Annotated in this window: 17 protein-coding genes; 13 read left to right on the forward strand and 4 right to left on the reverse strand. The window is 73.2% G+C overall.

Annotated elements, in window-relative coordinates:
• Positions 1–16 precede the first annotated feature (16 nt).
• The gene (locus tag AACH11_RS01900) at positions 17–7969 is read left to right on the forward strand and encodes an Hpt domain-containing protein (RefSeq protein WP_341372494.1); all 7953 of its coding nucleotides are present in this window, start codon (positions 17–19) and stop codon (positions 7967–7969) included.
• Between the two features lie 69 nt (positions 7970–8038).
• Positions 8039–9106 (forward strand): GGDEF domain-containing protein, encoded by a 1068-nt coding sequence (locus AACH11_RS01905; RefSeq protein WP_341372495.1) that lies wholly within the window; start codon positions 8039–8041, stop codon positions 9104–9106.
• A gap of 18 nt (positions 9107–9124) precedes the next feature.
• Here the strand turns inward: AACH11_RS01905 and AACH11_RS01910 are convergent, their stop codons facing one another.
• On the reverse strand, positions 9125–10666 hold the full coding sequence (locus AACH11_RS01910) for a cryptochrome/photolyase family protein (protein ID WP_341372496.1): 1542 nt from the start codon (positions 10664–10666) through the stop codon (positions 9125–9127).
• Positions 10667–10818: 152 nt separating this feature from the next.
• Between AACH11_RS01910 and AACH11_RS01915 the strand changes: the two genes are divergently transcribed.
• The 6 genes from AACH11_RS01915 to AACH11_RS01940 are packed head-to-tail and all read left to right on the forward strand — an operon-like array spanning position 10819 to position 15412.
• Positions 10819–11421, forward strand: a complete 603-nt coding sequence (locus tag AACH11_RS01915) for a YqgE/AlgH family protein (RefSeq protein ID WP_341372497.1) — start codon at positions 10819–10821, stop codon at positions 11419–11421.
• Positions 11414–11857, forward strand: coding sequence for a Holliday junction resolvase RuvX (ruvX, locus tag AACH11_RS01920; RefSeq protein WP_341372498.1), 444 nt, complete (start codon positions 11414–11416; stop codon positions 11855–11857). The genes AACH11_RS01915 and ruvX overlap by 8 nt, the downstream gene beginning before the upstream one ends.
• On the forward strand, positions 11854–12375 hold the full coding sequence (gene pyrR / locus AACH11_RS01925) for a bifunctional pyr operon transcriptional regulator/uracil phosphoribosyltransferase PyrR (RefSeq protein ID WP_341372499.1): 522 nt from the start codon (positions 11854–11856) through the stop codon (positions 12373–12375). The genes ruvX and pyrR overlap by 4 nt, the downstream gene beginning before the upstream one ends.
• A complete protein-coding gene (locus tag AACH11_RS01930; RefSeq protein ID WP_341372500.1) occupies positions 12375–13337 on the forward strand; it encodes an aspartate carbamoyltransferase catalytic subunit in 963 nt (320 codons plus the stop codon). The genes pyrR and AACH11_RS01930 overlap by 1 nt, the downstream gene beginning before the upstream one ends.
• A 6-nt stretch (positions 13338–13343) precedes the next feature.
• The gene (locus AACH11_RS01935) at positions 13344–14663 is read left to right on the forward strand and encodes a dihydroorotase (RefSeq protein WP_341372501.1); all 1320 of its coding nucleotides are present in this window, start codon (positions 13344–13346) and stop codon (positions 14661–14663) included.
• 8 nt (positions 14664–14671) lie between these two features.
• Positions 14672–15412, forward strand: a complete 741-nt coding sequence (locus AACH11_RS01940) for a lysophospholipid acyltransferase family protein (RefSeq protein ID WP_341372502.1) — start codon at positions 14672–14674, stop codon at positions 15410–15412.
• 12 nt (positions 15413–15424) lie between these two features.
• On the opposite strand, the gene gpmA is transcribed toward AACH11_RS01940, so the two are convergent.
• Complete coding sequence (gpmA, locus tag AACH11_RS01945) at positions 15425–16168, reverse strand: 2,3-diphosphoglycerate-dependent phosphoglycerate mutase (RefSeq protein WP_341372503.1); 744 nt, start codon at positions 16166–16168, stop codon at positions 15425–15427.
• Between the two features lie 171 nt (positions 16169–16339).
• Here gpmA and AACH11_RS01950 point away from each other — a divergent pair, with 171 nt between their 5' ends.
• The 4 genes from AACH11_RS01950 to AACH11_RS01965 all read left to right on the forward strand — a co-directional run bounded on the left by AACH11_RS01950 (position 16340) and on the right by AACH11_RS01965 (position 19060).
• Entirely contained in the window at positions 16340–16747 is a 408-nt protein-coding gene (locus tag AACH11_RS01950; protein WP_341372641.1) for a rhodanese-like domain-containing protein, read from the forward strand.
• A gap of 108 nt (positions 16748–16855) precedes the next feature.
• Entirely contained in the window at positions 16856–17113 is a 258-nt protein-coding gene (grxC, locus tag AACH11_RS01955; RefSeq protein ID WP_341372504.1) for a glutaredoxin 3, read from the forward strand.
• A gap of 254 nt (positions 17114–17367) precedes the next feature.
• Positions 17368–17814 carry a protein-export chaperone SecB gene (gene secB, locus AACH11_RS01960; protein ID WP_341372505.1) on the forward strand — a complete coding sequence of 149 codons (447 nt, stop codon included), beginning with the start codon at positions 17368–17370 and terminating at the stop codon, positions 17812–17814.
• Positions 17815–18013: 199 nt separating this feature from the next.
• The gene (locus AACH11_RS01965; RefSeq protein ID WP_341372506.1) at positions 18014–19060 is read left to right on the forward strand and encodes an NAD(P)H-dependent glycerol-3-phosphate dehydrogenase; all 1047 of its coding nucleotides are present in this window, start codon (positions 18014–18016) and stop codon (positions 19058–19060) included.
• A 14-nt stretch (positions 19061–19074) separates the two neighbouring features.
• Here AACH11_RS01965 and AACH11_RS01970 read toward each other — a convergent pair whose 3' ends face one another.
• Complete coding sequence (locus tag AACH11_RS01970; protein ID WP_341372507.1) at positions 19075–19563, reverse strand: tRNA (cytidine(34)-2'-O)-methyltransferase; 489 nt, start codon at positions 19561–19563, stop codon at positions 19075–19077.
• Positions 19564–19609: 46 nt separating this feature from the next.
• Entirely contained in the window at positions 19610–20392 is a 783-nt protein-coding gene (locus AACH11_RS01975) for a ComF family protein (protein WP_341372508.1), read from the reverse strand.
• Here AACH11_RS01975 and AACH11_RS01980 point away from each other — a divergent pair.
• A complete protein-coding gene (locus AACH11_RS01980) occupies positions 20391–21281 on the forward strand; it encodes a methyltransferase domain-containing protein (RefSeq protein WP_341372509.1) in 891 nt (296 codons plus the stop codon). The two genes, AACH11_RS01975 and AACH11_RS01980, sit on opposite strands and share 2 nt — an antisense overlap.
• Positions 21282–21379: the final 98 nt, after the last annotated feature.

Consider the following 21379-nt stretch of genomic DNA (forward strand, 5'->3'; position numbering starts at 1 on the left):
GCAGCGCCGAAACCGCATGGTCTCCACTCCCCAAGGCCCGGCCGACGACCTCAGCACCCTGTCCTGGGTCCAGGAAGAACTGCGGCGATCCCTCGAAGGCGTCAACAAGGCGCTGAAGCGGCATCTGAAGGAGCTCGACGCCGGGGGTGACCTCGATGCCGCGGATCCGGCCGTCCTGCGTCAGGCCCGGCACCTGCTCCACCAGAGCGTCGGTGCGCTGGAGCTGGTCGGTCTGCCCCAGGTCGCGCGCGTGCTGCGGGCGGCCGAGCAGGCGCTGCAGCGCCTGTCGCCGCGGCCGCAGCAGATCACCCCGGCGGTGGCGCAGCAGTTCGAGCAGGCCTGTTTCGGCGTCGTCGATCTGGTCGCGCGGCGGCTGGCCGGCCGTCCGGTCAGCGCGCTGGCCCTGTTCCCGCAGTACCGCGTGCTGCAGGAACTGGCTGGCCAGCCGCGCGTGCATCCGGTCGATCTGTGGGAGCTGCCCTGGTCCTGGCGCCTGGTGCAGCCGCCGGTGCAGGTGGCCGTGCTGGCGCCCGACGAGGCCGTGGTCGCGCGCTTCGAGTCCGACCTGCTGCAGCTGATGCGCTCGGGCTCGCCCGAGGTCGCCGAGCGTCTGTGCGCCTTGTGCGGCGGACTGGCCGGCACGCCGGCGGTGCGCCTGTCGGCGCTGTGGTCGCTGGCCGCGGCCTTCCATGAGTCGATCGGCCGCGGGCTGTTGCAGCTCGACATGCACAGCAAGCGCATCGGCTCGCGTCTGCTGTCGGTGCTGCGCGGCGGCACGGTGGCCGAGCCGCCCGAGCGGCTGGCCCACGAGCTGCTGCTGCAGTGCAGCCGCGCCGACCTGCGCGACCGCCAGGGCCCGGGCCCGTGGCTGCAGACCGTGCGTCAGGTGTGGGCGCTGCCCGAGACCGCCGGCGTCGATCTGGAGCAGGCCCGTCTGGGCCGGGTCGATCCGGCCGTCGTGCAGCAGGCCCGCAAGCGCATCGGTGCGGCCAAGGATGTCTGGCAGGCGGTGGCCGGCGGCCACACCGAGCAGCTGGCCGTGCTCAACGAGCAGTTCGCGCTGATCTGCGAATCGATCCAGCGCCTGTTCCCCGATGGCACGGTGCTCACGCGGGCGCTGCAGGCCACGGCCCAGCAGGTCGTGGCCTCGGGCACGGGGCCGAGCTCCGAACTGGCGATGGAGCTGGCCACCGCGCTGCTCTATGTCGAGGCCGCCGTCGATGACGGCGACTACGGCGACGCCGAGACCGCCACCCGCGTGCAGCGCCTGGCCGACCGGCTGGAGCAGGTGCGGGCCGGCCGCGATCCGGGCGTGCTCGAGCTCTGGATGGAGGAGCTCTACCGCCGCGTCTCCGACCGCCAGACCATGGGCAGCGTCGTGCACGAGCTGCGCGAGACGCTGTCGGAGATCGAGCAGCTGATCGACCAGTACTTCCGGGATCCGGCCCGGCGCGATCTGCTGATCCCGGTGCCGGCCAAGTTGCAGGCGATGCGCGGCGTGTTGTCGGTGCTGGCGCTGGACCAGGCCTCGCACGCCGTCATGCGCATGGCCGAGGACGTCGACGGACTGGCCAGCACCGAGGTCGATCCCCAGCTCGCGATCCGTGCCGGCACCTTCGATCGGCTGGCCGACAACCTCGGCGCGCTGAGCTTCATGATCGACATGGTCGGCTTCCAGCCGCAGATGGCCAAGGCGCTGTTCCGCTTCGATGCCGAGGACGGCGTGCTGCGCGGCACGATGGCGCGTGCCGACCGTCCGACCGGTTTCGACGAGCTGCTCGACAGCGTCATCGTGCCGGCCGAGATCACGCTGCAGCCGCTGGCGTCGTCGGCGTTGCCGCCGGGCGCCCGTGCGGCCGAGGCGATGGCCTCGGTGCGCGCGGCCGACGCCTTCGGCCTGGGCGTAGCGGCGTCGCTGCCCACGCTGACCGCCGAGCTGCACGGCCCGGCCTTCGACGCCGTGGGCTCTGCCGACGCGACCCAGTTGCTGGCGCTGCATCCGCTCGACGGCTTCGCGCCGCCGCTGTCGGCGCCCTCGGGCAGCGCGCCGTTCGACGCGCTGGATCTGCTGGAGACCGCGCCGCTGCCTCCGGACCTGGCCGCCGCTCCCCCGGCGGACCCGGGGTGGACGGGCGACGCCGCGGCGCTGGCCGCCGGGTCCCTGGCGCCGTTCAACGACCCGACGCCCACGCTGACCCTGCCCGGCCTGGCCAGTGCGCTGCAGGCCGCGGCGCCTGCCGGTGTCGATGGCTGGCCGACCTTGCCGGCCGGCGGGCTGCTGCGCCTGGACGAGGTGCCGCCGCTGCAGCTCACGCCACCGCCCGCCACGGCCGCCGAGCCGCTGGACGAGGACGCCGAGATGCGCGAGATCTTCCTCGAGGAAGCGCGCGATGTCGTCCGTCAGGCCCGTGAGTCGCTGGTCCGTCTGGCCGAGCAGGGCGATGACCATGCCGCGCTGACCGCCGTGCGGCGTGCCTTCCACACCCTCAAGGGCAGTTCGCGCATGGTCGGGCTCGAGCGCTTCGGCGCCGCCGCCTGGTCCTGCGAGCAGCTCTACAACGCCCGCCTGGCCGAGCACGGCCCGGCCGATGCCGACCTGCTGGGCTTCACCGACGAGGCGCTGGACCACCTGGCCGCCTGGGTCGAGGATGTCGCCCGTCAGGCCGATGCCGAGCGTCGTCCTGATGCGCTGAGCGCCGCCGCCGACGCGCTGCGGCTCGAAGGCCGGCGTGTGCCGTGGGTGGCCGATGCGCCCGTGCCGGTGGCCGAGACGGTCTCGACCACGCCCGCCGAGCTGGCGCCGGCCTTTGCGCCCGCCGCGCCCGCGGCAGCCGTCGCGGCCGACGACGCCACCGTGGTGCTGGGCGGATCTGCGCTGGCCTGGGTGCTGGCCGATGTCCAGCCGTCCGCCGACGAGCCGGCCGACGCCGACGCCGGCACCGGCGTCGCCACCGTTGACCCCACTGCCGTCCCCGACGACGCGCTGCCGCCGCTGGCGGCCGATACCGCGCTGGCCCCGATCGGCGGCTTCGCGCTGACCTCTCTCTCGGACAGCCGCCTGGGCACCGAGTTCTCGACCGAACTGTCGACCGCCCGCATCGACCTGGCCACCGCGCTGGAGCCCGCCGCCGGCCTGGATCTGCGCTCGGCCGATGCGGGTGTCACCGCGACCGTGACCGCCGATGCCACCGCCGACGCTCACGGCGAGGCTCACGTCGAGGCGCTGGCGTTCCCCCCGGCCGGGCCCGACGATGGGCCCGTGCCGCTGGCCGACGCGCCGACCCTCACGGCCACCCCGGGGGCCGGCAGCGTCTTCGTCGTCGACGGCCTGCCGCCGGCCGACGACGCGGCCTGGCCCGTCGATGCCGATGCGTCGACGCCCCGGCTGCAGACGCCGGTCTCGTTCGCCGATGGGGAGGCGGCCGCCGCGGTCGATGTCGACGTCGATCCCCACGCCGCCACGGCCTGGACCGGTGCCGGCGTCGCCGAGACCGTCGGCTTCGCGCCGACCGGTCTGGATGCGATGACCCCGCTGTCGTGGACCGGCGAGCTGGCCTCGGCCACCGTGGCCGTGCCGCCCGCGCCTGCGCTGGCCTTCGTGCCGGACGGCTCGCTGCCGCTGCCGGCACCGTTGCCGGCCGGTGAGCTGGCCCGGGTGCTCGATACCGAGGCCGTGCCGGCGCCGGGTCTGGACATCCTCGTCGGCAGCCTGACCTCGGCCGACCTTCCCTTGCCCACGCCCGACGTGGCCGAGCTGCCGGCCGGCACCCTGGCCGAGGCCGTGGTCGCCGGCGAGGCCTTGCCGCCGGCACCGGCCGAGGCGCCGGAGGAGATGCGCCAGATCGGCGCCCTGCGCCTGAGCCAGACCCTGTTCAACATCTTCCTGCAGGAGGCGGACGACTGGTCGCGCCGCCTGAGCCAGGAGCTGGCCGACTGGGCGCTGCAGCTGCATCTGCCGCTCGGCGACACCGCGTCCGCGCTCGCGCACTCGCTGGCCGGGGGATCGGCCACCGTCGGCCATCTCGGTCTGTCGCGCCTGGCGCGCGGACTCGAACATGCGCTGGACCGCACCCAGGCACGCGAGTGGTCGGACGAGGCGGAGGCCACGCTCTACCTGCGCAGCGCCGACGAGATCCGCAGCGTCCTGCACCAGTTCGCGGCCGGTTTCCTGCAGGAGCCCGACGAGGAGCTGGTCCGGGCGCTCGACGCGGTCGTCTACCCGCCGGCGACCGATCTGCCGGTCGACGGCAGCGGACATGCGGCCGACGCCGTCGATGCGGCCGGAACGGTCAGCGATGGTGCGTCCGACGCCGACGCCGACGCCGACGCCGACGCCGCGACGGCCTCCGGTGAGCTCGACCCGCCGACCCAGGCGCTCCAGGTCCCCGAGTTGGGAGAGGAGGCCCTCCAGGCGCTCGATCTCGCGTCACGCCCCGACTCCGACACGCTGCCGCAGGCCGCGGATGCCTGGGCGCCGGCGTCCGGCGACACCGCTGCGGCTGCGGCTGCGGCAGCGGCAGCCGCAGCCGCCGTGCCCGCGGCACCGGTCCCGGCGCTGGATCTGCCCTTCGCCTCCGCGATCGACACCGCGGTGGCGGTGGCCGGCGTGCCGATGCCGGTGGCCGAGCCGGTCTTCCCCGCCGGGTCCGCGGTCGCGGACGGTCCGGCCGTCCCGCACGGTGAGGATGGTGAGGATGGCGTGGCCGACGCGGTCCGCCCCGATGGATCGCCCGACGCCGTGGACACCGATGCCCAGGCCGATGCCGATGCCGATGCCGAGGCCGCCGCGGCCTTCGTCGCCGGCTGGCCGGTGGCCGAGGTCCCGGGCGCGGCAGCGCCGACCGATGACGCGGCGCTGGTGCCGGTCACCGGCCACTGGCCGGACGTCGACGAGGCGCCGCTGGATGCGCTCGCGCTCGAGACCTCCCGCTTCGTCGCGCCCGAGGACAGTTCGCCCGACTTCGATGATGACGACGGCGCGGGCGTCAGCGTGCTCGGTGATCTGGACGATGGCCTGACCGAGCAGGACCATGTCGACGAGGAGCTGTTCCCCTTCTTCGCCGAGGAAGGCGCCGACCAGCTGTCCCTGCTCTACAGCGCGGTGCGCGGCTGGGCGCTCAAGCCGGGTGATCCGGCGGCCGCCTCGCCCTGCATGCGCGTGCTGCACACGTTCAAGGGCGGCGCGCGGCTGGCCGGCGCGATGCGCCTGGGCGAGATGGCGCACCGCCTGGAGAGCGCGGTCACCCATCTGGCGACCAAGCCCCATCTGCAGACCTGGCGCATCGAGCAGCTCCAGGGCCAGATCGACGCGCTGCAGACCCATTTCGACCTGCTGCGCCAGCAGGTCGAGGCCCACGGCGCCTCCGGTCTCGCGGCCTCCGCGTTGGCTCCGCTGCCGCTGCCGGCCTGGCCCGCGGCCGACGAGCTCGATCTGACGTCGGGCCTGGTGCCGGCCGTCGCCGGATCGTCCGATCCGCAGGCGCCGGCCGCCGAGGCGGCGGCCGATGCCGATGGCCACACCGCGTCCTTCGATGACGTGGCCCGCCCGCTGGCGGCGCAGGCCGATGCGGACGCCACCACCGGTGCCGTGGGGGCCATGGGTGTCGCCGAGGGAGCCGAGGCAGCCGAGGTGGCCGATGGGGCCGACGAGACCGACAGCGCCGACCCCTGGTCGTCGCTCACGCCGTCGATCGACGCGCTGCAGGCCGATCCCGCACCTGCATCCGATGCGCCCGAGCCTGCCGCCAGCAGCCTCGCGGTCGCCGCGCTGGCTGCGGTGGCCGGTCTGGCGCTGCCCGCGGCCGCCGACCTGGATCTGGCGTCGGCCAAGCTGCCGCTGGACCTCGAACTGCCGACCGTGGTGCCGGATCCGGCCCTGGTCGCGCAGGTGCTCGACGTGGGCCTCCTGGCCGACGCCGCGGAGGGGTCGGCGGACGACCGCGTGCCCGACGCGCCGCGGGCCGTGGCCGATGCGCCACCCGTCGACGACGCCCGGGCCGGGTTCGTGCCGCCGCCGGTGGCCGAGCCGCCCGCCATCGACTGGCAGCGCTTCGCCGGCCAGCCGCCGGCGCCGCAGGTCGAGCCGGATGCCGTCCTGCCCGCGGCCCAGCAACGGCCGTCGGCGGTGGCCACGGTGCGCGTGCGCGCCCAGCTGCTCGACCGCCTGGTCAACCAGGCTGGCGAGGTCTCGATCGCCCGCGCCCGCATCGAGGCCAACGTGCTGGCGCTGAAGTCCGCCTTCGGTGACCTCAGCGACAACCTGGAGCGTCTGCGCAGCCAGCTGCGCGACATCGAGCTGCAGGCCGAGCTGCAGATCAACACCCGCATGGAGGCCGCCCGCAGCGCGCAGGAGCAGTTCGATCCGCTGGAGATGGACCGCTTCACCCGCTTCCAGGAGCTGACGCGGATGATGGCCGAGTCGGTGTCCGACGTGGCCACCGTGCAGCGCGGCCTGACGCGGGCCGTGCAGTCGGCCGAGGATGCGCTGGCGCACCAGAGCCGCATGACGCACGACATGCAGGACGAGCTGCTGCGCACCCGCATGGTCGAGTTCGAGGCCCTGTCCGAGCGCCTGTCGCGCGTCGTGCGCCAGGCCGCGCGCGAGAGCGGGCGCCAGGTGCGGCTGGACATCGTCGGCGGCGCGATCGAAATCGACCGCGGCGTGCTCGACCGCATGACGCCGGCCTTCGAGCACCTGCTGCGCAATGCGGTGGTGCACGGCATCGAGTCGCCCGAGCAGCGCCAGGCCGGCGGCAAGGACGCCACCGGTCTGATCACCCTCGGCGTCAGCCAGCAGGGCAACGAGGTGGTGGTCGAGGTGGCCGATGACGGCGCTGGCCTGAACCTCTCGCGCATCCATGAGCGGGCGCTGGCCCAGGGGCTGGTCAAGCCGGGTGAGCATCCGGCCGAGTCCGAGCTGGCCCAGATGGTGTTCATGCCCGGCTTCACCACCGCCAACGAGGTCACCGACCTCGCCGGCCGTGGGGTCGGCATGGACGTGGTGCGCACCGAGGTCAGCGCCATGGGCGGTCGCATCGAGACCCGCACCCATGCCGGGCAGGGCACCGCCTTCCGCCTCGTGCTGCCGCTGACCACCGCCGTCACCCAGGTGGTGATGATGCGCTGCGGCGAGCGCGCGGTGGCCGTGCCCTCGACGCTGATCGAGACGCTGCGCCGCGTCAGCGCCGACGATCTGGCGAGCGCCTATGCGCAGGGCAGCTTTGTCCACAACGGCGAGGCGCTGCCCTTCCACTGGCTGGACGCGCTCCTCGAAGGCACGGCCTGTGGCCATGCGGCCCAGGGGCACGCGATGCTGGCCGTCATCCGCTCGGCCGCGCAGCGGGTGGTGCTGCATGTCGATGAGGTCACGGGCAACCAGGAAGTGGTGGTCAAGAACCTCGGGCCGCAGCTCTCCCGGCTGCCGGGTCTGGTCGGCATGACCCTGCTGCCCTCCGGTCTGCCGTCGCTGATCTACAACCCGCTGGCGCTGACGACGCTCTACGGCACGGCGGCGCGCGAACGCACCCGCCAGGCCTGGTCGGGCCAGGTGCGGCCCGAGGCGCCGCGCGCCGAACCGGTCGACGGTGCCTTGGCGCCGCTGGTGATGGTGGTCGACGACTCGCTGACGGTGCGCCGTGTCACGCAGCGCCTGCTGGAACGGGAGGGCTACCGCGTGCGACTGGCCAAGGACGGACTCGACGCGCTGGAGCTGCTGGGGGGTGAACTGCCCACGGTGGTGCTGACCGACATCGAGATGCCCCGCATGGACGGCTTCGATCTGGTGCGCAACATGAAGGTCGATGCCCGGCTGGCCACGCTGCCCTTGATCATGATCACCTCGCGGATTGCGCAAAAGCACCGGGATTACGCGGCGGAGCTCGGCGTCGCCCATTACCTCGGCAAGCCCTATGCCGAAGAAGAGCTGCTGGCGCTCGTGTCCCGATACGCCCGTGTCGGCGAGCCGGCCTGAGTCCGGTACGCTGTCTGCCACCCCTTGCCGCCTCCCTCGTCCGCCGTTCGCTGCGCCCCACCACCGTCCATGTCCAAGGTCGTCGATCATCTGGCCGAACTGACCGCGTTCCGCGACCGGGATCAGCAGGATCTGCTGCTGGTCTCGGGTTTGCGCGACGTGCTGCAGACCTCGTCGGTGGCGATCCACCGGGCGGTCGGGGAGGTTCATGATCGCCGCTGGCTGCTGCGTGCCCGTCAGTGCGCGGGCGACCCGGTGCCGGTGTCCGACCCGATCTGGACCGTCTTCGAGTCCCTGCCCACCTGGGACAGCGAGCCCGACCGGGTGCAGGCCCTGTCGGCCAACGGGGCCTTGTGCGTGCCCGGCACACCGGTGCGCACGCTGCTGGCCCTGACGCCGCAGGCCGACGAGCCGGCGGTGCTCGAGTTGCGCACCGACGCGCCGCTGGCGCCGGACGAACTGCGGCTGCTGCAGGGCGTGCTGCGCATCTACCGCAACTTCCAGGCCCTGCTCGACTACAGCGAGCGCGACACGCTGACCGGTCTGCTCAACCGCAAGACCTTCGAGGACAGCTTCTACAAGCTGGCCGCCCAGCGCGCCGAGGCCCAGGCCCGCCAGCTGGCCCAGGCGAACATGCTCGATGCGCTCGATGCGCTCGACGAGCGCCGGCAGGCCGATCGGCGCGGCGACCGCCTGTTCATCGGTGTCTTCGACATCGACCATTTCAAGCAGGTCAACGACCGCCACGGCCACCTGATCGGCGACGAGGTGCTGCTGCTGGTTTCGCGGCTGATGCGGGCGAGCTTCCGCCACCACGACCGGCTCTACCGCTTCGGCGGTGAGGAGTTCGTCGTGCTGTTGAGCTGTCCGGAGGCGGCGGATGCGCTGGCCGCCTTCGAGCGCTTCCGCCGCACGGTCGAGGCCTACGCGTTCCCGCAGGTCGGCACGATCACGCTGTCGGTGGGTTTCTCCACCGTCGTGCCCAAGGACACGCCGGCCAGTGCCTTCGAGCGTGCCGACCAGGCCGTCTACTGGGCCAAGACCCACGGCCGCAACCAGGTGCGTTGCCACGAGGATCTCGTGGCCGACGGCTCGATCGAGGACGCCTCGCGTTCGGGCGACGTCGAGCTGTTCTGAGGGCCCGCGGGGCCGGGCTCAGCGCCCGGTGGCGCGCGACTTCACCACCGCATAGCGCTGCAGCGTGCGCTCCCGTGCCTGGTCGTGCTCGACCACCGGCCGCGGGTAGTCCTGGCCCAGCGTGATGCCGGCGGCCTGCAGCTCCAGCGGCGAGGCCTGCCAGGGCGCGTGGATCAGGCGGTCGTTCAGCGCGGCCAGCTGCGGCAGGTAGCGCCGGATGAAGCGGCCCTGGGCATCGAACTTCAGGCTCTGGCTGACCGGATTGAAGATGCGGAAATAGGGCTGGGCGTCGCAGCCGCTGGACGCGGCCCACTGCCAGCCGCCGTTGTTGGCCGCCAGATCGAAGTCGTTGAGGTGGCGGGCGAACCAGGCCTCGCCGCGGCGCCAGTCGATGCCCAGATCCTTGGTCAGGAAGCTGGCGCTGACCATGCGCAGCCGGTTGTGCATGTAGCCGGTCTGCAGCAGCTGCAGCATCGCGGCATCGACCAGCGGATAGCCGGTGCGGCCCTCGGCCCAGGCCGCGAACAGGCGGTCGGCCGCCGCGCCGTGCTCCCAGGCGATGGTGTCGTACTCGGGCCGGAAGGCGTGGGCGGCCACCCGCGGGTGGTGGTGCAGCACCTGGTGGTAGAAGTCGCGCCAGATCAGCTCCGACAGCCAGACCTCGGCCCCGCGCGAGCCGGCCTGCGCCCGCTGCCAGGCCTCGCGCGCGCAGCGGCGGATGCTCAGCGTGCCGAAGCGCAGGTGGGTGCTCAGATAGCTCGGCCCCTTGATGGCGGGGAAGTCGCGCGCCTCGCCGTAGGCGTCGATGCGGTCGAGGAATTCGTCGAGCAGTTCGTCTGCGCCACGGCTGCCGGTGGGCAGGCGCAGCGTGTGCAGGTTGCTGCGTTCGAAGCCGATGGCCTCCAGCGCGGGCACCGCCTCGGCGCCCGGGGCCAGGCCGGTCAGCGCCTGCGGCAGCGCGGTCGGCCGCGGCGCCAGGGCCGCGGCATGGCGGGCCACCGGCCAGGCGCGCAGGAAGAACGGATCGATCTTGCGCAGCCAGGCGTTCTTGTACGGCGTGAACACGCCGTAGGGCGTGCCGGCGGCCGTCATCACCTCGGCGCGTTCGAAGACCACATGGTCCTTCATCGTGTGCAGCGCGATGCCGGCGTCGGCCAGCGCGCCGCGCACGCGGGCGTCGCGCGCCAGCGCCAGCGGCTCGTCGTCATGGGCGGCATAGACGGCCTGCACGTCGAGCGCGCGCGCCAGGGCCGGGATGCGCTCGACCGGATCGCCGTGCAGCACGGTCAGTCCGCAGCCCTCGACGCCGTGCGACAGGCCGAGCGCGCGCAGCTGGGCATCGAGATCGACCAGGCTGTCGCGGATGAACTCGACCCGCCGGTCGGCCCGGATGCCGGCCGCGCGCAGCGGCTCCAGGAGGGTGCTGTCGAAGACGAAGGCCACGTGCACCCGGCGTGCGGCGCGCAGTGCGTGGTGCAGCGCGGCATGGTCGTCGGCGCGCAGGTCGCGGCGCACCCAGACCAGGGCCTGGTGCAGCGGGGTTCGGGGCGGGGCGGGCATGTTCACGGCGGGAAGTGTCGCCCATTCGTCCGGCGTCAAAGCCGCGTCATGCGTCCGTGTCCGCCACGTCCTCTGCCGGGCGGAGCCGCCGTGCGGCCGGCCGGCCAGGCCCCGGGGCGGTGCGCCCGGCCCGGGTCGTAGAATGCCCGCCCATGGCTGGCGACCGCATCAACCTGACCAACCAGTTCCTGATCGCCATGCCGGGCATGGCCGACGACACCTTTGCCGGCAGCGTCGTCTACCTGTGCGAGCACAACGAGCAGGGCGCGCTGGGGCTGGTCATCAACAAGCCCACCGACATCACGCTCGAGCAGCTGTTCGAGAAGATCGAGGTGCCGCTGGACGTGCCCGCGCTGGCCGTCCAGCCGGTGTTCTTCGGCGGCCCGGTGCAGACCGAACGCGGCTTCGTGCTGCACGAGTCGCTGACCGAGGCCGATGGCGCCTCGCCCCACCCCCACCCCCGCCCCTACAACAGCACGCTGAGCGTGCCCGGGGGCCTCGTGATGACCACCAGCAAGGACGTGCTGGAGGCGCTGGCCCGCGGCGAGGGCCCGGCGCGCGTGCTGGTCACCCTCGGCTACAGCGGCTGGGGTGCCGGACAGCTGGAAGAGGAGATCGGCCGCAACGGCTGGCTGACCGTCGACGCCGCGCCCGAGGTCATCTTCGACACGCCGGTCGACCGCCGCTACGACCGCGCGCTGGGCCTGCTGGGCATCGACCCGCGCATGCTCAGCGCCGAGGCCGGTCATGCCTGAGGCCGGCCGCACACCCACCGCCCCCCGCAGCTTCCTCGCCTTCGACTACGGGCTGAAGCGCACCGGGGTGGCCAGCGGCAACACCGTGCTCGGCGGTGCCTCGCCGGTGACCACGATCGCCGCCGAGGGCGATGCCCGCTTCGCCCGCATCGACAAGCTGATCCAGGAATGGCGGCCCGATGCGCTGGTCGTCGGCGTGCCCTTCCATCCCGACGGCGCCGAGCACGAGAACACCCGTCGCGCGCGCCGCTTCGCCCGCCAGCTGCACGGCCGCTTCCGCCTGCCGGTGCACGAGGTCGACGAGCGCTACAGCACGACCGAGGCCCATGCCCGCGGCGCCGCCGATGTCGATGCCGCCAGCGCGGCCCTGATCCTCGAGCAGTACCTGCGCAGCCTGACCGACGTTTCCGCATTTCCGCAGACCCCCACGACATGAGCACTCTCACCCTCGACGCCGAGGCGCTGTATTCAGCGCTGCGCGACCAGGTCCGCAGCCTGGTCGCCCCCGGTACCGCCCTGCTGGGCGTCTGGTCGGGCGGCGCCTGGCTGGCCGAACGCCTGGCCGCCGACCTGCCCGGCCACTTCGGCGCCCACAAGCCCGGCGTCATCAGCAGCGCGCTGCACCGCGACGATTTCGGCCAGCGCGGCATGGCCGCCACCACCGACGCCACCCGCATCCCCTATGCGGTCGACGGCGCCCACATCCTGCTGCTCGACGACGTGCTCTACACCGGCCGCACCACCCGTGCCGTGATCAACGAGCTGTTCGACTTCGGCCGCCCGGCCAGCGTCACGCTGGCGGTGCTGGTCGACCGCGGCGGCCGCCAGCTGCCGATCGAGCCGGCCTGGGCCGCCGCCCGCATCGCGCTGCCGGCCGGGCAGAGCCTGCAGCTGGCGCGCGCCGATGACGGCCGCTTCACCTTCTCGGTCCGCGAACCGCAGGGAGCCGCCTGATGCTCAGCAAGCGCAATCCGCAGCTCAACAAGAACGGCGAGCTGATCCACCTGCTGTCGATCGAGGGCCTGCCGCGCGCGGTCGTCAGCCACATCCTCGACACCGCCAGCACCTTCCTCTCGGTCAATGACCGCGAGGTCAAGAAGGTGCCGCTGCTGCGCGGCAAGAGCCTGTTCAACCTGTTCTTCGAGAACAGCACCCGCACCCGCACCACCTTCGAGATCGCGGCCAAGCGGCTGAGCGCCGACGTCATCAACCTGGACATCGCCAAGTCCAGCGCGTCCAAGGGCGAGAGCCTGCTCGACACCATCGCCAACCTGTCGGCGATGCAGGCCGACATGTTCGTCGTGCGCCACAGCGAGTCCGGTGCGCCCTACCTGATCGCCCAGCACTGTGCGCCGCACGTGCACGTGGTCAATGCCGGTGACGGCCGCCATGCGCACCCGACGCAGGGCCTGCTGGACATGTACACGATCCGGCACTTCAAGAAGGACTTCACCCAGCTGTCGGTGGCCATCGTCGGCGACATCGTGCACTCGCGCGTGGCCCGCTCCGACATCCATGCGCTGACCACGCTGGGCGTGCCCGACATCCGCGCCGTCGGCCCCAAGACCCTGGTGCCGGGCGATCTGGCGCAGATGGGCGTGCGCGTGTGCCACAACATGGAAGAGGGCATCCGCGGTGCGGACGTCATCATCATGCTGCGCCTGCAGAACGAGCGCATGAGCGGCGGCATGCTGCCGAGCGCGGGCGAGTACTTCAAGAGTTATGGCCTGACGCCGGAGAAGCTGGCCCTGGCCAAGCCGGACTGCATCGTGATGCACCCGGGGCCGATCAACCGCGGCGTCGAGATCGACTCCGCCGTGGCCGATGGCTCGCACAGCGTGATCCTGCCGCAGGTCACCTTCGGCATCGCCGTGCGCATGGCCGTCATGAGCATCATCGCCGGCAACGAGGCCTGAAATCCCATGAAGATCCTGATCCAAGGCGGCCGGGTGGTGGACCCGGCCTCGGGCCGCGACGAGCCCGCCGATGTCGCCATCGCCGGCGGCCGCATCCTGACCATCGCCGCCCCCGGCGGCATCAACCCGGAATTCCAGCCCGACCGCGTGATCGACGCGCGCGGCTGCGTCGTCGCCCCCGGTCTGGTCGATCTGGCCGCGCGCCTGCGCGAGCCTGGCCACGAACATGAGGGCATGCTGGAGAGCGAGCTCAACGCGGCGGCGGCCGGCGGCGTGACCAGCCTGGTCTGCCCGCCCGACACCGATCCGGCGCTCGACGAGCCGGGCCTGGTCGACATGCTGAAGTTCCGCGCCCGCAAGCTCAGCCTGTGCCGGCTGTTCCCGCTGGGCGCGCTGACGCGTGGCCTGGCCGGCGAGGCCTTGACCGAGATGGCCGAGCTGACCGAGTCGGGCTGCGTCGGCTTCAGCCAGGCCGACCAGCCGATCAAGGACACGCTGGTGCTCAACCGCGCGCTGCAGTATGCGGCGACCTACGGCTACACCGTCTGGCTGCGGCCGCAGGATCCGTGGCTGGGCAAGGGCGTGGCCGCCAGCGGTGCCGTGGCCACCCGGCTCGGCCTGTCGGGCGTGCCGGTGGCCGCCGAGACCATCGCGCTGCAGACCATCGTCGCGCTGATGCGCGGCACCGGCGCCCGCGTGCACCTGTGCCGCATCTCGAGCGCGGCCGGCGTCGCCCTGCTGAGGGCGGCCAAGGCCGAGGGCCTGCCCCTGACCGCCGACGTCAGCATCAATTCGCTGCACCTGACCGACGTCGACATCGGCTTCTTCAACCCGGCGATGCGGGTGACGCCGCCGCTGCGCCAGCAGGCCGACCGCGACGCGCTGCGCGCCGCGCTGGCCGACGGCACGATCGACGCGCTGGTCTCCGACCACACGCCGGTCGACGAGGACGCCAAGACGCTGCCCTTCGGCGAGGCCGAGCCGGGCGCGACCGGTCTGGAGCTGCTGCTGAGCCTGGCGCTGAAGTGGGGTGCCGATGCCGGCCTCGGCCTGCCGCAGACGCTGGCCCGCGTGACCAGCCTGCCGGTGCAGGTGCTCGGTGACGCGCTGGGCTCGCTGGCCTCGTCGGCCGGCCGCCTGGTCGAGGGCGGCGTGGCCGACCTGTGCATCTTCGATCCGGCCGCCACCTGGACGGTCGAGCCGGGCGTGCTGCGCAGCCAGGGCAAGCACACGCCCTTCGCCTTCGAGCACACCGGCACCGCGCTGCCGGGCCGGGTGCGCGCCACGCTGGTGGCCGGCACCGTGGCCTGGCAGGCCGGCGCCTGAGCGCGGCGGTGCTGCGCACCGGGCGTGCCGTCTGGCGCCTGACGGCCACCGTCGTGCACGTGCTGCACGGCATGGCGGTGATGGCGCTGCGCTTCCCGTCGCTGGATGCGGCTGGGCGCCAGGCGCGCATCGGCTGGTGGGCGGCCACGCTGCTGCGCCGGCTCGGCCTGCGGCTCGATGCCCAGGGCCTGCCGCACCGCGGCGCGACGCTGCTGGTGGCCAACCACGTCTCCTGGCTGGACATCCTGGCGGTACACGCGGTGATGCCGCAGGCGCGCTTCGTCAGCAAGGCCGATGTGCGGGCCTGGCCGCTGCTGGGCTGGCTGGTGGCCGGGGCCGGCACGCTGTTCATCGAGCGCGAACGCAAGCGCGATGCGCTGCGCGTGGTGCACACGATGGCCGAGGCGCTCGGCCAGGGCCAGACGGTGGCGGTGTTCCCCGAGGGCACGACCGGCGCCGGCACGCCCTTGCTGCCCTTCCACGCCAATCTGCTGCAGGCGGCGGTCGCCACCGACACGCCGATCCAGGCCGTCGGCCTGCGCTATGACGACGTCACGGGCCGCTGCGCGGCCGCGGCCGCCTACATCGGCGACATGACCCTGCTGCAGAGCCTGTGGGCGATCGCCGGCGCGCAGGACCTGACGGTGCGCCTGCGCATCCTGCCGCCCCAGGCCTGCGGCCATGCCGACCGCCGCGCGCTGGCCGAGCAGCTGCGCGGCGCGATCCAGCAGGCGGTCGACGCGGCCTGAGCCGCGTCAGGATCAGGCCTTGCCCTGATTGGCCACCGCGGCGGCGGCCTTGGCGATCGCGTCCGCGTCGCCCAGGTAGTAGCTCTTGATCGGCTTCAGGTCGGCGTCCAGTTCATAGACCAGCGGCACGCCGTTGGGGATGTTGACGCCGACGATGTCCGCGTCACCGATGTTGTCCAGGTACTTGACCAGCGCGCGGATCGAGTTGCCGTGGGCCGCCAGCACGATGCGCTGACCGGACTTGATCGCCGGAGCCAGCACCTCGTTCCAGCAGGGCAGCACGCGGGCGACGGTGTCCTTCAGGCACTCGGTCAGCGGCACGGCGTCGGCCGGCAGCTTCGCGTAGCGCGGGTCCTGGCGCTGGCCGCGCGGGTCGGTGGCCTCGAGGGCGGGCGGCGGCGTGTCGTAGCTGCGGCGCCAGATCAGCACCTGCTCGTCGCCGTACTGCTTGGCCATGTCGGCCTTGTTCAGGCCCTGCAGGCCGCCGTAGTGGCGCTCGTTCAGGCGCCAGTCCTTGACCACCGGCAGCCAGTCGCGGTCCATCGCGTCCAGGCAGTGGTTGAGGGTGTGGACCGCACGCTTGAGTACCGAGGTGTAGGCGACGTCGAACTCGTAGCCGGCGGCCTTCAGCGTCTGGCCGGCCTGGCGGGCCTGGGCCACGCCGGTGGGCGTCAGCTCGACATCGGTCCAGCCGGTGAAGCGGTTCTCGAGGTTCCAGGTGGATTCGCCGTGGCGGATCAGGACGAGCTTGTACATGCGGCGCTGGGCCCGCGCAGGGGCCGGTTGGGGGTCGGACGGAGGTGACGGCAAGGCGTCGGGGAAGCCCCGGATTCTATAATTCGGGCCCTTTTCGCCGGCACCCCAAGCCGCACGTCATGACTGGTGCGTTCCGCCTCACGCGGCCGCCCGAACCCGGAAGACCTCGTGATTCAATTCCTGATCAACAACTGGATGCTGGTGCTGCTGGCGGCGGTCTCGGGCGGCGCGCTGCTGTGGCAGGCGATGCAGCAGGGCGGTGGCGCCGGCGTGCCCACCTCCGAGGCGGTGCGCCTGATGAACCGCGAGAAGGCGGTGCTGATCGACGTGCGCGAGGCCGCCGAGTACGCCGCCGGCCATGCCGTCGGGGCCCGCAGCGTGCCGCTGGCCGGGCTCGACGGTGCGCGCGAGCTGCCGGCGAACAAGGCCCTGCCCGTGCTGGTGATGTGCGCCAGCGGTTCGCGCGCCTCGCGTGCGGCGGCCCAGCTGCGCAAGGCCGGCTACGAGAAGGCCCAGGTCGTGGCCGGCGGCATGAGCGCCTGGCGCGAGGCCGGTCTGCCGGTGAACAAGTCGGCCTGATCCGGCCTGCCCGGCGTGATGCCCCCAGCCGGGCGTGGGTCGAGGGGCTGACCCGACAATGCGCAGCCTCTCCCAACCGAAGTGCGCCTGACCGCGCCAGCTGCCGCCATGAACTCCGTCCGCATGTACACCACCCAGGTCTGCCCGTACTGCGTGCGTGCCAAGGCCTTGCTCAAGCAGCGCGGCGTGGCGGACATCGACGAGGTGCGGGTCGACCTCGACCCGGCCCAGCGCGACCAGATGATGGCGCTGACCGGCCGCCGCACGGTGCCGCAGATCTTCATCGGCCAGACCCATGTCGGCGGCTGCGACGACCTCTACGAGCTCGATCGCCAGGGCGGCCTGCTGCCGCTGCTGCAGGCCTGACATCCGGCGTCCGCGGCGGCCCGTCCGGCCGTGGTCGTGTCGCTGGCAGCTGACGGCCGACACCTCCTGTTGCGGTCATTGACGCCTGCGCACACCGTGCGTCCGGCGACGCACCGGCCCCGTCAATCTGGCACACCCAGCTGCGTGGCGCCGCGGCCTTTCCGTCACGCCCCCTGCGCCATAATCCGGCGCCGCAGCCCGGTCTGCCACGCGAGCAGCCGGGCTTTTTCTTGACCGAAGGATCCCTTTCCGCCATGGCCGAACAAGACAACACGCCCGTCTTCCAGATCCAGCGCATGTATCTGAAGGATCTGTCGCTGGAGCAGCCGAACTCGCCGGCCATCCTGCTGGAACAGCAGCAGCCGCAGGTCGACATCAACCTGGCGATGGCGGCCGCGTCGATCCAGGACGGTGTCTTCGAGGTGACCGTCACCGCCACCGTGACGACCAAGGTCGGCGAACGCACCCTGTTCCTGATCGAGGCCAAGCAGGCCGGCATCTTCGAGATCCGCAACGTGCCGCAGGAGCAGCTGCAGGGCATCCTGTCGATCGTCTGCCCGCAGATGATCTACCCGTACCTGCGCGCCATCGTCTCCGACGTCTGCACCCGCGCCGGCTTCCCGCCGATCCTGCTGACCGAAGTGAACTTCCAGGCCATGTTCGAGGCCCAGCAGGCGCAACAGGCCCAGCAGGCCCAGTGAGCGTCATCCGCTGATCCGGCCGTCCGGCCACCGGCGTCCCTCCGCGGGACGGGCGGTGGCAGTGGCCGCATCACCCGCACGCCCGGTCCGGCCCGGCATCCGTCCAGGATGTCGACGCCGCTGAACCGGGCGTTGTCTTTGGTACCGTCGCGTTCGCGCGACGCCCGTCGTCGTCCCGACCGTCCAACCGTTCCGCCCGATGTCCATCGACACCCCGCACCATCCTGATCCGAACGCCACAGGGGCTGCCGGCGGCCCGCCCGCGCTCGTCGTGCTCGGTGCCGGCGCCTGGGGCACGGCGATGGCGGTGGCCGCCGCGCGGCGCCACCCGGTGCTGCTGTGGGCCCGCGATGCCGGGCAGGCGCAGCAGATGCAGGACGAGCGCCGCAACGCCCGCTACCTGGACGGCGTCCGCCTGCCGGACGCGCTGCGGGTGAGCGCCGACCTGCCGGCCGCGCTGCAGGCCGTGCGCGACGGCGCGCTGGTGCTGGTGGGCACGCCGATGGCCGGCCTGCGACAGACGCTGCAACAGCTGCCGGCCGGTTGCGGTGCCTTGTGGCTGTGCAAGGGCTTCGAGCAGGGCAGCGGCCAGCTGGGCCACGAGATCGCCGCCGCGACCCGGCCCGATCTGTCCAGCGGCGTGCTCAGCGGGCCGAGCTTCGCGCTCGAGGTCGCCCGCGGCCTGCCGACCGCGCTGGTGGCGGCGTCCGGGGACCCGGCGCTGGCCGCGCGGGCCGTCGACCTGTTCCACGGTGAGGCCTTGCGCGTCTACACCTCGGTCGACCCGGTGGGGGTCGAGGTCGGTGGCGCGGTCAAGAACGTGATGGCGATCGCCACCGGCATCGCCGATGGCCTGGGCCTGGGGCTGAACGCGCGCGCCGCGCTGATCACCCGCGGCCTGGCCGAGATGACGCGCCTGGGCCTGGCGCTCGGCGCACGGCCCGACACCTTCATGGGCCTGTCCGGTCTCGGCGATCTGGTGCTGACGGCCACCGGCGACCTGTCGCGCAACCGCAAGGTCGGCCTGCTGCTGGCCGAGGGCCAGGACCTGGCCGGCATCCTGCAGCGCCTGGGCCATGTGGCCGAGGGCGTCTACACCGCGGCCACGCTGCAGGCCCGTGCGCAGGCGGCCGGCGTGCAGATGCCGATCACCGATGCGGTGGTCGAGGTGCTGCAGGGCCGGCTGACACCGGCGCAGGCGCTGCGCCTGCTGATGGGCCGCGAGGCGCGGGCCGAGGGGCTCTGAAGCGCCGCGGCCGCTCAGGCGGCCGGACCGCCGTCGGCTGCGCCGGCGTAGTCCTGCTGTCGCCAGGCGTCGAACACCGCCACCGCCACGGCATTGCTGAGGTTCAGGCTGCGCTGGCCGGCGCGCATCGGCAGGCGGACCCGGTCGGCCTCGGGAATGGTGTCGCGGATGGCCGGTGGCAGGCCGGCCGTCTCCTGGCCGAAGACCAGCCAGTCGTCGGCTTGCCAGCGCACCGTCGGCAGCAGGCGCGAGCCGCGGGTGGTGAACGCGTAGAGCCGGCCACCGGCGGCGGCCTGGGCAGCCCGCAGTGCGTCCCAGTCGGCGTGGTGACGGACCTGGGCCCACTCGTGGTAGTCGAGCCCGGCGCGGCGCAGCAGCTTGTCCTCCATCGAGAAGCCCAGTGGATGGACCAGGTGCAGGGTGCAGCCGGTGTTGGCGGCCAGACGGATCACGTTGCCGGTGTTCGGCGGGATCTCGGGGTGGACGAGCACGATGTGGAACATGGGGCGCGATTGTCGCGGCTGCCGGCCCGGCCGGGTGCGCCGGACCTCAGTCGCCGTGTTCGTCCGGCGCCGGTGTGCGGGCGAGGACCCACAGCTGCACGCTGGCCGCCCCGGCCTGCCGCAGCGTGCGGGCGCAGGCGACGGCCGTCGCGCCGGTGGTGCTGACATCGTCGACCAGCGCCAGGTGTCGGCCGGCCAGCCGCCGGCGTGCGGCCGGCGGCACCCAGAACGCCCCGTCCAGGTTGTGCAGGCGCCGCGCGCGGTCGAGCCCGACCTGGTGCGGCGTGTCGAGCAGACGTTCCAGCAGGTCGGCCCCCGCCGGCCGCTGCAGGCGACGGCCCAGGCGCCGCGCCAGTTCCCAGGCCTGGTTGTAGCCGCGCTCGCGCAGGCGGTCCCGGCTCAGTGGCACCGGCAGCAGCAGGGCGGCCGGCGGGGCGATCGGCGGCCGGTGCAGCAGGGCCGCGGCCATCAGCGGTGCCAGCACGGCGGCGGTCTCGGGTCGGTCGTGGAACTTCAGGCGCTGGATCAGGCGGTCCCAGGGCGGGCGGTAGTCGGCCAGCGCCCACAGCGCGGCCAGGCCCTCGGGCGCGTGCGGGCAGCGCGGGGGCGGATCGGCGGCCGCCCCTGAGGCGGGCCCCCGGCAGTCGGTGCGGCCGCAGCCGGTGCAGCGCGACGGCGGGCGGGCCGGTCCGGCCAGGCAGGCGGCGCACAGCGGCAGCCGGGTCCAGCCGTCGCACAGCAGGCAGCGCCGGGGCAGGCCGGCCGCGCGCAGGGTCGTCCAGGCCCCGTCGTCGGCCGCGGTGGCCGCCTCCCTATACTGCGCGCCCATGGCAGATACCCCCCTGGCCGCGCCCGATCCGGCCGCCGTGCGGCACCAGCGCCGCCGCCTCGCCCGCGGCGAGGGCGCTCCCTGGCTGCACCAGGAGATCGCGCGCCGCATGGCCGAGCGCCTGGTCGTCATCCGCGAGCCCGCCGCCCACTGGCTGGACTGGGGCGGTTTCATCGGTGGCGGCCGTGCGGCGGTGCAGTCGGTCTGGCCGGCGGCCCGTGTCAGCGTGGTCGAGCCCGATGCCGCGCTGCTGGCCCGCAGCCGCGAGCTCGCCCAGGGCCCGTGGTGGCGTGGCCGCAAGCCGCAGTGGCCGGTGCTGGCCGAACAGGAGGTGCCGGCCGCCGGTGCCGGCCTGCTGTGGGCCAACATGCAGCTGCATGCGGCCGAGGACGCCGGTGCGCTGATCACGGCCTGGCGACGTGCGCTTCAGGTGGGCGGTTACCTGATGTTCAGCACCTTCGGCCCCGACACGCTGGCCGAGCTGCGCGAGATCTATGCCGAGGCCGGCTGGCCGGCCCCGCATCCGCCGTATGCCGACATGCATGACATCGGTGATGCGCTGGTGCAGGCCGGCTTCGCTGATCCGGTGATGGATCAGGAAGTGCTGCGTCTGAACTGGTCGGGCCCGGCCCAGCTGGTGGCCGAACTGCGGGGCCTGGGCGGCCATCTGGGCCGTCAACGTCATCCCGGCCTGCGCACCCCGCGCTGGCGGGAGCGGCTGCATGCGGCGCTCGCCCGCCGCGCCGATGCCCAGGGGCGCATCACGATGCGCTTCGAGGTCGTCTACGGCCACGCCTTGCGGGCGGCCGCGCACCGCGAGGATGACGGCAGCACCCGGGTCGCGCTCGACAGCCTGCGTGACGGCCAGGGCCGTCTGCGTCGACGCTGAGCCTGACCGACCGGCCGTCGATGGCCGAGGTGACCCGCACGATGGGCGGCGGCCCGGCAGCGGCTGTGGCGGTGATGGGACAGTCGGTGTCATCGGCG

Origin of the sequence: Pseudaquabacterium rugosum, assembly GCF_038066575.1 — a bacterium.
Lineage (GTDB): Bacteria > Pseudomonadota > Gammaproteobacteria > Burkholderiales > Burkholderiaceae_C > Pseudaquabacterium > Pseudaquabacterium rugosum.

Bases quoted from the DNA above. Each gene is read 5' to 3' on its own strand.
- AACH11_RS01900 (WP_341372494.1), top strand. From the start codon at position 17: ATGGTCTCCACTCCCCAAGGCCCGGCCGACGACCTCAGCACCCTGTCC.
- AACH11_RS01905 (WP_341372495.1), top strand. From the start codon at position 8,039: ATGTCCAAGGTCGTCGATCATCTGGCCGAACTGACCGCGTTCCGCGAC.
- AACH11_RS01910 (WP_341372496.1), bottom strand. From the start codon at position 10,666: ATGCCCGCCCCGCCCCGAACCCCGCTGCACCAGGCCCTGGTCTGGGTG.
- AACH11_RS01915 (WP_341372497.1), top strand. From the start codon at position 10,819: ATGGCTGGCGACCGCATCAACCTGACCAACCAGTTCCTGATCGCCATG.
- ruvX (WP_341372498.1), top strand. From the start codon at position 11,414: ATGCCTGAGGCCGGCCGCACACCCACCGCCCCCCGCAGCTTCCTCGCC.
- pyrR (WP_341372499.1), top strand. From the start codon at position 11,854: ATGAGCACTCTCACCCTCGACGCCGAGGCGCTGTATTCAGCGCTGCGC.
- AACH11_RS01930 (WP_341372500.1), top strand. From the start codon at position 12,375: ATGCTCAGCAAGCGCAATCCGCAGCTCAACAAGAACGGCGAGCTGATC.
- AACH11_RS01935 (WP_341372501.1), top strand. From the start codon at position 13,344: ATGAAGATCCTGATCCAAGGCGGCCGGGTGGTGGACCCGGCCTCGGGC.
- gpmA (WP_341372503.1), bottom strand. From the start codon at position 16,168: ATGTACAAGCTCGTCCTGATCCGCCACGGCGAATCCACCTGGAACCTC.
- grxC (WP_341372504.1), top strand. From the start codon at position 16,856: ATGAACTCCGTCCGCATGTACACCACCCAGGTCTGCCCGTACTGCGTG.
- secB (WP_341372505.1), top strand. From the start codon at position 17,368: ATGGCCGAACAAGACAACACGCCCGTCTTCCAGATCCAGCGCATGTAT.
- AACH11_RS01965 (WP_341372506.1), top strand. From the start codon at position 18,014: ATGTCCATCGACACCCCGCACCATCCTGATCCGAACGCCACAGGGGCT.
- AACH11_RS01970 (WP_341372507.1), bottom strand. From the start codon at position 19,563: ATGTTCCACATCGTGCTCGTCCACCCCGAGATCCCGCCGAACACCGGC.
- AACH11_RS01980 (WP_341372509.1), top strand. From the start codon at position 20,391: ATGGCAGATACCCCCCTGGCCGCGCCCGATCCGGCCGCCGTGCGGCAC.
- AACH11_RS01975 (WP_341372508.1), bottom strand. From the start codon at position 20,392: ATGGGCGCGCAGTATAGGGAGGCGGCCACCGCGGCCGACGACGGGGCC.